This window comes from Stieleria sp. JC731, assembly GCF_020966635.1.
GTDB lineage: Bacteria > Planctomycetota > Planctomycetia > Pirellulales > Pirellulaceae > Stieleria.
Window position 1 is genome coordinate 1,433,056 of sequence record NZ_JAJKFQ010000001.1, and the last position, 13,554, is coordinate 1,446,609.

At 53.5% G+C, this 13,554-nt stretch carries 11 protein-coding genes; 6 read left to right on the top strand and 5 right to left on the bottom strand.

From position 1 onward, the window contains the following. Window positions 1–264 precede the first annotated feature (264 nt). Window positions 265–903 (top strand): response regulator, encoded by a 639-nt coding sequence (locus LOC67_RS04735; RefSeq protein ID WP_230261360.1) that lies wholly within the window; start codon window positions 265–267, stop codon window positions 901–903. Between the two features lie 77 nt (window positions 904–980). Here the strand turns inward: LOC67_RS04735 and LOC67_RS04740 are convergent, their stop codons facing one another. The 4 genes from LOC67_RS04740 to LOC67_RS04755 form a co-directional block, all read right to left on the bottom strand. Then, window positions 981–2,723, bottom strand: coding sequence for a serine/threonine-protein kinase (locus LOC67_RS04740; protein WP_230261361.1), 1,743 nt, complete (start codon window positions 2,721–2,723; stop codon window positions 981–983). Window positions 2,724–2,741: 18 nt separating this feature from the next. After that, a complete protein-coding gene (locus tag LOC67_RS04745; protein ID WP_230261362.1) occupies window positions 2,742–3,335 on the bottom strand; it encodes an RNA polymerase sigma factor in 594 nt (197 codons plus the stop codon). Between the two features lie 235 nt (window positions 3,336–3,570). After that, window positions 3,571–4,182: a hypothetical protein gene (locus LOC67_RS04750; RefSeq protein ID WP_230261363.1), complete on the bottom strand. Its 612-nt coding sequence runs from the start codon at window positions 4,180–4,182 to the stop codon at window positions 3,571–3,573. 80 nt (window positions 4,183–4,262) lie between these two features. Beyond that, on the bottom strand, window positions 4,263–5,828 hold the full coding sequence (locus LOC67_RS04755; RefSeq protein WP_230261364.1) for an OprO/OprP family phosphate-selective porin: 1,566 nt from the start codon (window positions 5,826–5,828) through the stop codon (window positions 4,263–4,265). Window positions 5,829–6,246: 418 nt separating this feature from the next. On the opposite strand from LOC67_RS04755, the gene phoU reads away from it, so the two are divergent. Next, on the top strand, window positions 6,247–6,924 hold the full coding sequence (phoU, locus tag LOC67_RS04760; protein ID WP_230261365.1) for a phosphate signaling complex protein PhoU: 678 nt from the start codon (window positions 6,247–6,249) through the stop codon (window positions 6,922–6,924). Window positions 6,925–7,079: 155 nt separating this feature from the next. Here the strand turns inward: phoU and LOC67_RS04765 are convergent, their stop codons facing one another. Beyond that, window positions 7,080–7,499 carry a hypothetical protein gene (locus tag LOC67_RS04765; RefSeq protein ID WP_230261366.1) on the bottom strand — a complete coding sequence of 140 codons (420 nt, stop codon included), beginning with the start codon at window positions 7,497–7,499 and terminating at the stop codon, window positions 7,080–7,082. A gap of 350 nt (window positions 7,500–7,849) precedes the next feature. On the opposite strand from LOC67_RS04765, the gene LOC67_RS04770 reads away from it, so the two are divergent. From LOC67_RS04770 to LOC67_RS04785, 4 genes are all read left to right on the top strand, one after another. Further along, window positions 7,850–8,647 (top strand): ATP-binding cassette domain-containing protein, encoded by a 798-nt coding sequence (locus LOC67_RS04770; RefSeq protein ID WP_230261367.1) that lies wholly within the window; start codon window positions 7,850–7,852, stop codon window positions 8,645–8,647. Continuing rightward, window positions 8,644–10,938 carry an ABC transporter permease subunit/CPBP intramembrane protease gene (locus LOC67_RS04775; RefSeq protein ID WP_230261368.1) on the top strand — a complete coding sequence of 765 codons (2,295 nt, stop codon included), beginning with the start codon at window positions 8,644–8,646 and terminating at the stop codon, window positions 10,936–10,938. Before LOC67_RS04770 ends, LOC67_RS04775 begins: the two co-directional genes overlap by 4 nt. Window positions 10,939–12,005: 1,067 nt before the next feature. Then, window positions 12,006–12,182, top strand: a complete 177-nt coding sequence (locus tag LOC67_RS04780; RefSeq protein ID WP_230261369.1) for a hypothetical protein — start codon at window positions 12,006–12,008, stop codon at window positions 12,180–12,182. A gap of 100 nt (window positions 12,183–12,282) precedes the next feature. Then, window positions 12,283–13,485, top strand: coding sequence for a DUF1559 domain-containing protein (locus tag LOC67_RS04785; protein ID WP_230261370.1), 1,203 nt, complete (start codon window positions 12,283–12,285; stop codon window positions 13,483–13,485). Window positions 13,486–13,554 lie beyond the last annotated feature (69 nt).

A 13,554-nucleotide genomic window follows, 5' to 3' on the forward strand; every position in this document is an offset into this window, starting at 1 on the left:
GGCTGATTGACGTCGCCAAGCCGCCCGCTTCGGCCGCAGTGCCGATCGGCTGGACGGGAAAAGAAGAAACCCTGTTCAAATGCCTACTTTTTTGGGGGGTAAGGCTGGGGTTCAGCATACCGGGGAGCCATACTTCCGGTGCGGCGAATGTACGCCATGAATAGGTGTGCACCGTCAGGGCAAGTCCGGATGGAACTAGGGCTGTCCACAAGCAGCATTGAATGGCAGGTTTGGACAACTAGGTAAGCTTGAACTGGAAAGCAGATGTCAGTGAAAACGTTGGTCGTGGATGATCACGAAGCCGCTCGAGTAGGCATATCGCAATTGATGCATGGAACTTCTATCAGCATCGAGGTCGCGGTTGCGGATGGCGAGTACGCGTTAGACTTGATCCGTGAAGAGGACTTTGATGTTCTGTTGATCGATGTGCAAATGCGGAAGGGCGATGGCATTGCGTTGCTGGAAGAACTTCGCGCTGATCATCCCGATTTACCAGTCGTGATCTTCAGTGCTTATGACTATCCGGTTTACATGGCCCGGTCGCTTGCCAACGGGGCGCAGGACTATCTATTGAAGTGTGACAGCGCCGAGATGATCGAACAGGTCATCCGATACGCGGCAGAGCATCAAAGTAGCTTTCCTGGGGGACGGTTGGATGTCCTGCGAAAGAAGCTGACCGCGTCCGTCAAAGCGAAAGACCTGCCAGAGGAATTTCCATTGACGGGGCGTGAAGCTCAGGTGCTGCGTCACGTCGCGTTTGGACTAAGCAACCGAGAGATCGCAAAGTCGCTTTCGATCAGTGTCGAAACCGTCAAAGAGCACGTGCAGAACATCCTGCGCAAAACAGGTGCGAGTGATCGAACCGATGTTGCGGTACGCGCGGTACGACAGAATTTCGTTTAGTGAAACGCCTTCTGTGGCTGGCTCGTCGGGCGCCGATAAGCGAATGCGATTCGTCGCGACATAGATTCTGAAAAACGTTATCGCTTTGAACGCCGATTGAAGGAAATTAAGGCTGGGATCGCGATGACTTGTGGGATAAACGTGACAATCACGATGCCCGCGACCAAGACATGGGTGATGATAAACGCGAAGGTTTCACCGGAGTATCGTCGGATCGGACTTTCGAACGAAACGAAGGCCTGTAGCACCATCACGACGGTGCAGGCTCCAATGATCGTGCTAAGCCACTGCCAATTGCGTCGTCCCGACAAGACCGCTAGTCCCGTTAGCATTGCCGGAATGTGCGGGAACAGAGCGAGCTTACCCAGGTCGATGGCGATTTCTTTTCGAGAGACATCGAATGGAAATTCGACGAATAGGAAGATTGCCAATCCGAAGGCGAGTCCGAGGACGATCGAGGCATGGCTAAAGATTGCGACAATCGCGGCTTCTTTGATGCGAGACTCCTTTCGGCACCAGCGTAACGCTTTCTTAAAAGCCGATTCGTGAAGACCAGCGATCGCGTGTCCGTCTTGATAGCGTTTCAGGTCTTCGGCCAATTCTTCTGCCGATTGATATCGACATTGTGGATCAACCGCCAAGCATGTTTGGCAGATCTTCTGAAGTTCGATTGGGATTGTGCTTCCCTTTTCGAATCCGATGAATTGTCCTTGGTAGATCCGCTGCATCAAACCGAAAGGCGTTGGCGCCTCGAAGGGATGGTGCCCGACTAGCAGCTGATAGAAGATAATACCGAGGGCGAAGACATCGGTCGTTTGATTAATCCGGGTTTGGTCGCCTTCGATTTGTTCGGGGGCCATATACAGCAAGGTCCCGAACTGCTTTGTTGTCGAGGCATCGCTGGTATCAAATTCCGATAACCTTGCCAGTCCAAAGTCGGCTACCTGGACTTTGCCGGGAAAGATTCCATCGGATTGGGGACCCTCATCGTCGGTGGTGAAAAGTAGATTGGCGGGCTTTAAGTCGAGGTGAAGAACACCACGGCTATGGCAGTGGGCGACGGCTTCGGCGACCGCTGTCATCAAACGCGAGACTTGCTCAACCGGTTGCGGGCCCGGATGATCTTCGATCCAAGTCGCCAAGTCACCTCGATCGGCATAGCGACTGACAAGATAGAACCAATCGTTCCAACGACCGACTTCGAGGATGTCGATTAGACCGGGATGGTCACACTTGGCCGCGATACGAGCTTCTTGAAAGCAGCGTTCATCAAAATGTGCTTTGCCGCCTTTACGGGGGCGAGGAATCTTGATCGCGACGAGTCGATCAATCATCGTGTCGAGCGCTAGATAAACACTGCTCATTCCTCCGTGTCCGATCAGACGCTCGATCTGGAATCGCCCTAGCTGATCGATGGATGCCAGCGGGTTGAATCGCTCGCGCTGAGGTTTGACCGCATCGTCCACCTCTAGCAAGGTGTCTTCGGTGTCCTGTGATTCGCCCTCATCGCCGAGGCATGAATCGACGATCTGTCCGAACCCGATTTGACGATCGAGCGCTGCGGCGTGACTGGGGAACTTTTCGCAAAGCTCACGCTGTCGGCTGGGCCGTTGTTTGACCGGCGTGAGACGATAGTCGTTGTAGAGAACTGCAAGAACTGCTTCGCCACGTTCGGCCAGTTGACCGAATTGGGCGAGGACTGAATCGAGTGAAAAGTCCCTGCCGCGCATTGCCATGTCGGCTTGGTAAGCCAACGCTTGGTCAAGGAGCAATTCGAGTTCGTCCAAGTCGTTTGGTGTTTGGCTGAAAGAGTTGACCATAAACGTTTGGCGCCAACCCTAGTCACGCGGTTGGGGCAATAGCTCAGCCAGGTCCTGCGGCCAGTGGGCACGTAAACGTTGTAAACGCATTCGGCATGCATCCGGTGACAAGCCGAGTTCTTCAGCGATGTCGCTCCATGAGCAACCTTGCATTCTCATTTCGACCAGTCGGTAGTCGACACTTCCGAAGCGTGAATGAAGGAACTCTTTCAGGTCACCTTCGCTGGCTTTGTCGGTCGGTTCGGGAATCGCGCTGGTGAGGTCTTGGTACTGTTCGACGGTGCCGCTATCACGACGGATGTCCCGTTTTCGCGCGGTGTGGAAACGGATTTTCTGCTGCACTTTTTCACGTGAAGCACGGAACAGTTTTGCTATCGCCTCGTTCGGGGATAGTTGTGCGATGGAGCCGGTTCGCGACGCGATCAAGAAGTCCGTGAAAACGCTCTGAGCGATGTCGACTGAATCGAGCATACGGCGAACTTGTGAGCTCGCGATCCGGGTGCGGATCTCCAAGCGGATTTGGGACTCGAACTCTTTGACGAAACGAGTCGTCGAATCCTCGCACCCCTCGACAGCTTTTCGAAGTAGTGATTCTATATCTTGGTTGTTCATCTCGGTCGCCTGGAACCCAAAGTCGTACAAGGCTGAACAAATTAAAACTGCGGGCTTCCCATCGCACAATGGAAACATTTGTCGACGTAGAGAAATAAGGGTAATCGACAAAAAAACCTCACGCCAAAAACTGGCGTGAGGTTCTCGTAACCTTCAATCTCGGCGTTGAAAGTCTACTTGCAGGCGGGTTCTCGCCTCTGCTTCAGTTCATGTTTTGAGGGGCATTCCTCAACGTTTACCGAATCGGGGTGACCGGTCGTCCGGCGACAATGGGGGCTGGGATGCGGTAGTAGTCCGCCGCCGAGATAGGCTCGGTGACATCTGGTGTCACTGCGCTGCTTGCTGGAGCTGCTTCCTGGATCGCAGGTGGTGTCGCGATCGTCGGCTGGTTGTGTGATTCGATCATCTCGACTGGAATCGCCGCACAGGTCGAATCGCAGCAAGAGTCTTTTTCAACCGGAGTCCAAGAGTACTTGCATGCAGGGCAGGTGTACTTCTCTTTTTTCAGGACACAGATCTTTCGCAGTCGAGCACCGTTGTGAACGCAGTTGGTGCAGCCAAGACCATCGCAGCTATCGCAAGATGCACAAGCGGCTTGCTTCGACTTTTGCCATGGGAAGACGACGCGTGGAATGCAGATCACTTTGGATTCGACTTTGAAACAAGTCTTCTCTTCTTCGACTTGTTCTGCTTTCAATTGGCAGGTGTGGTCGCAAACCGGGCAGCTGCATTTCAGGCCGGTTTGACTGAACACGTCACCGGCGTTGCTGTTGCTTGTCGGCATGCAAATCAGGCTTGCGGCCAACATCAGCATCCAGCAACCGTGGTTGATGATTGTCTTGATCATGTTTATTGGTCTCTATCGGAGTTTGTTTTGTTGGGTGTCATCCGTACGAGCGGCAGGTGTTACCGCATCGATAAGACGCATTAAAAGTCGATCATGTAACGGAAGCCAAGGATCGTGAAGTCACCCGAGACTCCTTGAGCCAACGGGACGTTCGAACGGCCTTGCCCTGCGTCATCAATTTCGCCCATGACAAGGTTGGTTTGCAGTTTCGAATACGCAGTCCAGTACCAGTTGTTGCTAAGTGTGATCGCATAGCCATCACCACCACGAATGTCTCCATCGGACAGGTCCAGGTAGTCAGCACGGATACCGACCGACATCGCACCCCAACCCGTTCCGGTTCCGCCACAGCAACGATCAACCAAGAAGAAGTTTTCGAATGGCTTGACCCGATCGATGGTTCCCGAGGTTCGTTTTAGTGGGACGTGTTCGCCGGTTAGGAAGTAGTTGGCAAACAGGTAAGCACCTTGGAAGTGCAAGTCTTCGCCATTGAATCCACCCAGCGGATCACGCTGAACCCAGGTGTTGATGTATTCGCCGGTCAACTGAAACGCACCGATGTTGAGCATCGATTCGAAAGCCAACTGTTGGTAAGACTCGGCACCCAGAAGACGTCCGGTATCCCACCATCGCGAGCTGCTGCGTGCGAGCGGTCGTGTGCGGAAGCGAGCTTCGTTGGAGTTCGAATCGTTGTCGATCGTTCCGTCCGCGTCGGTGGTGTTCGCACTACCAGCGATCGCACAGTGATAGTAGCCTCGGCCGCCACTGATTTCGTCATACCATGGGCTCATTGCCAGACGCCCGTATAGACCCGCTTCGTCGTAGTCACCACGGTAGCGACCGTCACCGGAGAGGTTCTCAAGCAAGAACGCACCGTAGCGCCAGTTGACCGATTCTGAATCGTTGTGCCCGTACATACAGGCACCCAAGCGACGTGCGTCTTCGTTGAACGTTTCTACCGCCAATGGACGTTCGATGAAAACGTTGTGGCGGCTACTGTTTAGGTGATCCAAACCGATCGGCCGTTTTTGGTTTCCGATCAAGAACTGCTGATTGTGTGGCAGATTCTTGAATCCCATGTAGACGTCTTTCATCTCGGGCGAATTCGGATTGTTGAAGTCGATCGAGATGCGGTAAAGCATGTCGCCGGGAACGTCACCCGAAAACGTCAGTCGAATTCGACGGAAGTCCCAGCGGTCTTGTGGGTCCTGGGTTGGGTCGCCACTTTCGAGATAGTTGGTGCCTGCGTCTTCATCGAGGAAGCTCCAGTTATCCAAGTGAACGCGACCGTTCAGCTTGCCGGAGGGCTTCTTCTTTTTCGCATCCGCTTCGTCTTTCAGCTTGTCTTGGTAGCCCGACCAAGACTTTTCCAAGCTATCGAAACGCTCGACAAGGTCGTCGTAATCTTGACGCGAAACCATGTCGCCGCCGGTGGATGACGCGGCGGTTTCGATTTCTGTGTTGATATCGCCAGCGATCGGCTGTGCCGGTTGATCGTCGTCTTCTAGCAGAGCGATTCGATCGGCGGGTTGTTCAGGTCCGAAGAACGAGAATGCGTCTTCGGCGCTTGCATTTTGATTCGCCAAGCCTGTGCCGGAAACACAAGCCGACAGTGCAAGCAGTAACGATAGGCGCTTAGCGCGCACGTTGATTGATCGTTTCATCGCATCCATGCAATTGACAGTCTATTGAAAACCGCCGAGCACCATTCCGTTAGGGCTCACCACAGCAGGTTTACAGAGTCTGGTTGATGGGAAGGTAATTTCGGAATTGCGAAATTCGCCGCCTCATATTCAGGCGATCGGCTTGGTTTGTGTCGCCGGCTGCGCGAACATGTGAAGTTTTCACCACATGACCGAGGAGAATGCCTTTCCATCGCGACGAACCGTGCAAGGTGAATTCCGCGACAACTCAGCGCAGCCGGCAAGGTTTGAACCTATAACCCGCAGATCTGGTTCGATTTGCCTAGCCACACCGCAAATAATCGTCTATTGTTAACGAAGTGTTAAGAAACAGTGTAGAAGCTGTTTGTGCGTTGGGAATTCAGAATTGGAGTCGGTATCAATGATCGCTCGAAAGTCGCTCGAACATAGTTTGATCGCCATCGAAGAGGCAATTTCGGGCCAATGCGATCAGATCGAATCGATGATCCGGACGGCCTATCGAGGTCTTTGCGAACGTTGTTTGGGGACCGCTGACAATGTGTTGGCGATGGAAGAACGGATCAACGAGAACGAAGTGCAAATCGAAGAGCACTGCCTCGCTGTGCTTGCGTTGCATCAACCTGTCGCTAGCGATTTGCGTCGCACAACGGCCGCGTTGAAGATCAATGCGGACCTCGAGCGAATCGCCGATCTTGCGCTCAATCTGGCGGAACGAACCGAGTCACTCGTCGAATACCCGCAACTGGAAATTCCCAACCGCCTCACCGATATGGTGCTCTTTTCGATCAAGATGCTGCGCAACGCGCAAGAGGCATTTCTGAAAGTCGATCACAACTTGGCTGCCAAAGTTCGACGTGACGACGCGGACTTGGATGAGATGAATCGCCAAGTCATTGAAGAGCTCACCGAGAAGATGGCCAGCAATCCTGACTGGGTTTCAGGCTACCTGCACGTGTTCTCTGCTTCGCGAATCGTCGAACGGATTGGCGATCACGCAACCAACATCGCCGAAGACATCGAATACGTCATCGATGGTGAGATTCATCGTCACCAATTGCCCGGTGATATGGCGGGCTAAATCAAGGCAGACTTGATCAAGATCACTGTCATCATGCAGGCGATCCTTCTATCGCCAGCTCATGTTTGCTTTTCAGGTCAATTGCCTGCGTCGGATGGACAGGTGATTCGGCAGCCTACGAATTCTCTAGCAGCGAATTTCCAGTCAGCGATCGTTTAGCCGGCGATCAGTTCCAGGTATTGAACAAAGCCATCGGGGGAGTCTTCGCTGGTGTGGCTCGGTGCGATACCAAGAAGTTCTTTCGCAGCCGCTGCTGCTGCTTTGCCGCCAATTTTGCGGCCGTCCAGAAATCCTGTCACCTTTTCATAAAGCGACAATACAGCGGGATTGGAGGGAGCGTCTTGCTTGGCGAGTGAACGGAGCAGGCTGATCACCAAGTTATCGCGTAACGGTGTGCGTGAATCGCTGACCGATAGGATCGCTTCGATGACCAGCCCGGCTACATCGACGGGGGCAACCGCCTCTGATTTGCCAGATGCAGGGACTGGAGGTGCGCTCCGCGAGCCCTCGTCTAGGCGGCGACGTCGCCGACGGTCAGCAGCGCGAAGGTTGGCCTTTATTTTTGACCGGGACATGATTTGACCGAGACAGGGGCGGGAGAAGAGTGTCTGAAGGTCGAGCGAAAGTAGGTCCCCACAATATCTGATTCGGAAAACGATTTCAGCGTCCGACGAAGATTTTTCCAAGGTTTCTTGTTCGGGTTGATTGGCTTTGGTCCCATGGAGGGTGTTTTCCAGAGGTGGAAATATGCGGCGTATTCATGGCCGTGGTTCTTAAAGGGGTGACGCTTCTAACGGTTGTTTCGCCTGGGATCGGTCGATCCGAATTGGCATGTTCAGAAATGCGACACCGGGGTGTTGCCATGAGCTAGCTTCATACAGCGTCGCGTTCCCAATCCACAGACCACCTGGACCTGTCCCACCGCATGATCCACGTTCAACACCTAACTAAACGTTACGAGGATTTGCAGCGTGGTCGATTTACAGCGGTCGACGGTGTCTCGTTTACGTGTCGACGAGGCGAGATATTTGGGCTGCTGGGGCCCAACGGCGCTGGGAAAACCACCGTGCTCCGAATCCTAAGCACGGTGCTCGAACCGTCAGAGGGCATTGTGACCGTGGCAGGCTATGACGTTGTCCGCGATTCCGCCGAAGTCCGTCGCCATATCGGGTTCGTCAGCAACAATACCGCCATCTACGACCGCATGACCGCATGGGAAATGGTCGAGTACTTCGGTCGATTGCACGGGATGCAACGTGCCGAGCTGCAACAGCGAATGAACGATCTGTTCGAGCAACTCCGCATGAATGACTTTCGCGACGTACCGGGCGGCAAGATGTCGACCGGGATGAAACAAAAAGTGTCAATCGCGAGGGCGATGATTCATGACCCGCCGGTACTGATCTTTGATGAAGCCACACTTGGCTTGGATGTCCTGGTGGCGCGAAATCTTTTGGGCGTGATCCGTTCGCTTCGTGAAGCCGGAAAGTGTCTGATCTTTTCGACCCACATTATGAGTGAAGTCGAACGTTTGTGTGACAAGATCGCGATCATGTATCGCGGCAAGATTCTTGACACCGGATCATTAGAAGAACTGCGGCAGCGACACCAAGAAGAAGACTTTGAAGAGTTGTTCTTCGGGTTGCTCAGCCAACACGAAAAAGAAAATAGTCGGCTCGATGAGTCACTGATCGACCGACATGAAGGAGAAGTGATCGCATGAGTAAGCAATCCGACGAGCTTCGAAGGCGGGCCGCTTTAGCCGACAAGGCTCGATGGAGCGCGATCTGGTTGATCTATCTTCGTGAGATGCGCGACCAGCTACGTGACCGTCGAACACTATTCACGATTGCGGTACTGCCCATCATGCTCTATCCGTTGGTAGGCATGTTGCTTTTGCAGATCGCGCAGTTTTCGCGGCAGCACCCCACGGCGATTTGTGTTGTCGGAACCGAGCACCTCGTCGATGGCCCGGCGCTGATCGAAGGCGAAGCTTTTGTTGCTGATCTTACCGAGGATTCAAATCCCATCGAGATGATGGCGTATCGCTGGGATGAGCTGGGCGAAATTGCCGGCGGTGAACCGTCCAAGCAAGACGAGGCTGTGCGTTCAAAGGCGACGCGTTGGGTGACCGAGGGGGCGTTCGATTTGGTCGTGCTATTCCCGCCGGAATTCAAACAAACCGCGTTGGATGAAGACCTGATCGGAACGGCCAACCAAGAGAACCGTCCTCCGAATTCGCAGATCGAACTGTTCTTCAATGCCGGGCGTGACCAGTCCGTCGTCGCTCGAGGCCGAGTCACATCCATCCTAACCGCATGGCGAGGCGAATGGATCAAGGAACGCTTATCCGGAGTTGGCATCGACCCGGAAGTCCTTTTGCCCTTTGAATGGTCTGACAAAGACATGTCGCCAAAGCGTACTCGCGAGGCGGCTTTTTGGAGCAAGCTGTTGCCATTCATTATGTTGGTCTGGGCGATGACTGGAGCCTTTTACCCTGCAATCGATTTGGTTGCTGGTGAAAAAGAACGAGGCACCTTGGAGACGTTGCTTTGCAGTCCCGCTTTGCGATGCGAAATCGTTTGGGGCAAGTTAGGTGCGGTAGCGACGTTTAGTATGCTGACCGCGTTGCTAAACGCTGGCAGTATGCTGATGACCAGCTCATTGGTTTTCAAACACATTGGTATCGCCGGGACAAGTCAAGTCTTCGGTGCTCCGCCACTGGTTCCCATGTTGTGGTTGTTCGTGGCTTTGATTCCGTTGTCGTGTTTGTTTAGCGCCCTCGCGCTAGCTGTCGCGGCGATGGCGCGTAGTAGCAAGGAAGGTCAGTACTACTTGATGCCATTGATGATGATCACCTTGCCGTTGGTAATGTTGCCAATGCTTCCGGGGTCGACATTGAATATCGGAACCAGTTTGATCCCCGTCACGGGAATGTTCTTGTTGGTGCGTGCATTGGTTGAGGCGCAATACTCGACAGCGTTGTTTTATCTGCCAATGGTCGCGACGGTGACCGGAACGTGTCTTTGGGCGGCGGCACGTTGGGCCCGTCACCAATTCGAAAGCGAATCGGTACTATTTGGTGGCGGCGAGCAATGGGAACTCGGGATGTGGGTTCGTCACCTTTGGCGAGACCGGCAAAATGCCGCAACGCCGGTGCAAGCCTATGCCTGTGGTGCATTCATCTTGGTGACGCTGTTCTTTGCAAGGCTTAGCGTTGCGGTCGCTCCGACCGATTTCACTGGGATCGCCAAGATGGTCATGCTGCCACAAGTCTTGATCCTGTTTCCACCGTTGCTGATGGCAACGATGTTCACAACATCGATTCGCGAGAGTTTGCGAATCCGGATGCCACATTGGACCGCACTGCCGATGGCGATTCTGTTCGGCGTCACTTTGCACCCGACGTATGTGATGCTGTCGAAGTTTATCAACCACCTGTATCCGGTCAGCGAACAGGCAGCCGAAGCGATGAAACCCTTCGCGGAGCATATCTCGGCTGCACCTTGGACGTCGGTGCTGTTGCTGATGGCGGTCGTGCCTGCACTTTGTGAAGAACTTGCTTTCCGCGGGTTTATCTTTGGCGGCCTGGTCCGCGAACGAGGAAAACTTCGGGCTGTCGCGGTAACGGCGTTGATGTTTGGGATTTCCCACGGGGTGTTGCAGCAATCGATCGCGGCTTCGCTTATGGGCGTGGTTCTGGGGTGGATCACACTGCGTACAGGAAGCATCCTGCCATGTATCTTGATCCACGTTACCAACAATGCACTGTCAGTTTCGTTGGACCGGATTGCGACTAGCAGCTGGGAAGGCGCACAGTTATTTGTTACCCAAACAGATCTGGGGCCGTCCTACCAACCGTTCTGGACATTGATCAGCATGGGGGTTGCGACCACCTGTTTGCTGTATTTCGGAACCATGACACTCGAAAGCGATGAAAGCGAATCGGAGCTGATTGTGGACCATCAGGACTACGTCGACCCAACGAAATCGTTTGCGGTTGTCGGACAATAGAAACTGTTGCCGATTCGCGAGGCTCACCCAGTGACCTCTACAGGGGACAGTAAACCTCTGCAGGGGACAGTAAGTCTGCAAGGGCCGTGAGCCTCTGGGGAGCTGCGATCTGCTATCTGCCTTCGCCGTCTAGATCGCGACGGGGTTCTTACGCACGCTCGATAATGCGGAAGTTTGGGCAATGCAAATGTGGGTGCAGGATGCCAGCATTTCTTCTTCGGCCGATCTGGCCCCACGGAAACGATGTTGACTGCTACGGCGTTGGCCGTCAGTGATACCATCGCTGGGGCTAGCTTGTAGCTGGGAGACAAATCGGCCCTGTGGGGCGTCTTCCTATCGACCTGTTGATTGGCAGCTTTGATCTCACAGAATGCCACCTTCGACTCCACATGGCCAGCGGGAACGCACGCTACCTTCAAGGAGTGAAGGGCGACAACAGCAACTCTACAGGCTGCTATGTATCGCCGATGACGCGAACGTGTTTTTCCTTTCAAAGACAAACGTCTCCAGTGTGGGGTTCAAAGCACATCGGATTGATGCGATCACGGGCTGGCAACGACACAGAAGTTATTTCAATCGAGAACAATCTCAGTGACATGCGACTGCTCTCCCCACGTATGTGGCAGTTCGTTTAGGTGTGGTGGATTACCACGTGTGTTCTGTTGCGTTCTGTTTGAGCTTCGTTTCGCTAAAGAAAATTCGTTCGTGGACGCACGATCTCAATTTTGATGTCGTTCACCGAGGTCCGTGATATCGATCGCGTTAAGTGTCATTCTCTTTGCATTGCGACAGGTTCCGCATCGCGAATGTATGTTCGGCGCATTGAGCAAATCGTTCGGGAAAAACGCGGTCAATTTGTTAGTGCGTACCCCCAGTCGATAAAAAATTTTTTCGTTCGATTGGGGCGATTCGTTGCCCGCAAAAAACGTGTCAAAGAATGTCACCACAGCGTTGCGCGAAGTCATAAAAACAAATTGAGTGACGACTGCTAAGTCTCGGTTAATATCCTGTGCGACGTTTGCTTACTTGCTTACAGATTCGACTACACGTATCGAGAGGTCACCTTAATGAAAGCGTCTCTTTGGTTTTGTATGGGGGTTGTATTGCTACCCGTACTCTTCGCTGCAGGCTGCGGATCGAGTGGTGAAGACACCACCTATTTGCCAGTCGCCCCTCCGACTCCAGAAGAACGAGCGGAAGCGGAGGCTTACACCGAACAAATGCTTAAACCTCCGGGCCAGTAAGCATCTTCAGTCAAGTTTCGAGCGTCACAAGGTTGAAAAGGCGGCTTTCAAACGAGACGACCGAACCTCTTTTTCATTCCTTTCTGGTATCTAATTTCAAATGATTAACAATCATCCAACTTCTCTACGACACCGATCAACTCGGCAAGGTTTTACCTTGGTCGAATTGTTGGTCGTGATTGCCATCATCGGCATTCTTGTGGGGTTGTTGTTGCCAGCCGTGCAGGCTGCTCGCGAAGCGGCTCGTCGAATGAGCTGCAGCAACAACTTCAAGCAGATCGGACTCGCACTGCATAACTATCATTCAGCATTTCGCAATCTTCCGATGAACGCCGGCGGTACCAAGTCCGGTGGTTCAGGTACTAATAATTCGCATTGGCTGAGCTGGATGGTTGGAACGTTGCCCTTCATGGAGCAACAAGGCCTGTGGGATCAGATCGCTAACCCATACGGTTTCGAACGTGACCGTATCACTCCACGCGTTCCATCATTCCCACCGATGGGACCTCCACCGTGGGAAGAGTTCTATGCTCCATGGTTGACTCAAGTTCAAACTTTCCGCTGCCCCAGTGACCCAGCAACACTGTTGCCAGGCAAGGTCGCATTCAGCAACTACGCTGCTTGTACCGGTGACGCGATTAAAGAACAGCACCACTCAGGTGTCTGGCACGATGGCAAGCCTTGGACCGGCGGTGGCTGGAACGAATCAATCGTCAAACGTTGGGGACGTGGTGCATTCCACGCTCGTCACTTCACACGATTCCGTGACTTCCAAGACGGTCTTAGCAACACCATCGCCGCTGGCGAAAATGCTGCTGATTTGGGTTCACGTGAAATCATGACGGTGGCTTTGTTGGACAACCAAGTCGAGCGTCGTTCGCCAAACTACTGGGAAACCAGCGGGGCGATCGATCCAGAGCGTCCACAATTTTGGTCCGACACAGCGACTTTGGATGATAACATCAACCACGGTCGTGGACACCGTTGGAGCGATGGACGTCCTCAATCGTCCGTGATCGTCACGATCCGTCCGCCAAACAGCTACAACATCATCGAAGCTCACGGCAGTCGTGGTCTGCTCACCGCATCCAGCCGACACCCCGGTGGGGTTCACGTGCTAATGGGTGACGGTGCGGTCAGGTTCATTACCGAGTCGATCGATACCGGTGACCAGTCGCATATCCCTTACGGCGAACCCAACCCACCAGGCACAAGCCTGGGAGCTGGTCAACCGAGTCCTTACGGGCTTTGGGGAGCACTGGGAACCAAAGCGGGTCACGAAATTATCGACTCCGAGTTCTAATCTGAGCTAACTTTTCGAGGAACGGTTCATCGCTGTTCCCTGGAAAACTAAGCCAATCAAACAAGCAAC

Coding starts and splice junctions, on each gene's coding strand:
- LOC67_RS04735 (WP_230261360.1), top strand. CDS start 265: ATGTCAGTGAAAACGTTGGTCGTGGATGATCACGAAGCCGCTCGAGTA.
- LOC67_RS04740 (WP_230261361.1), bottom strand. CDS start 2,723: ATGGTCAACTCTTTCAGCCAAACACCAAACGACTTGGACGAACTCGAA.
- LOC67_RS04745 (WP_230261362.1), bottom strand. CDS start 3,335: ATGAACAACCAAGATATAGAATCACTACTTCGAAAAGCTGTCGAGGGG.
- LOC67_RS04750 (WP_230261363.1), bottom strand. CDS start 4,182: ATGATCAAGACAATCATCAACCACGGTTGCTGGATGCTGATGTTGGCC.
- phoU (WP_230261365.1), top strand. CDS start 6,247: ATGATCGCTCGAAAGTCGCTCGAACATAGTTTGATCGCCATCGAAGAG.
- LOC67_RS04765 (WP_230261366.1), bottom strand. CDS start 7,499: ATGTCCCGGTCAAAAATAAAGGCCAACCTTCGCGCTGCTGACCGTCGG.
- LOC67_RS04770 (WP_230261367.1), top strand. CDS start 7,850: ATGATCCACGTTCAACACCTAACTAAACGTTACGAGGATTTGCAGCGT.
- LOC67_RS04775 (WP_230261368.1), top strand. CDS start 8,644: ATGAGTAAGCAATCCGACGAGCTTCGAAGGCGGGCCGCTTTAGCCGAC.
- LOC67_RS04780 (WP_230261369.1), top strand. CDS start 12,006: ATGAAAGCGTCTCTTTGGTTTTGTATGGGGGTTGTATTGCTACCCGTA.
- LOC67_RS04785 (WP_230261370.1), top strand. CDS start 12,283: ATGATTAACAATCATCCAACTTCTCTACGACACCGATCAACTCGGCAA.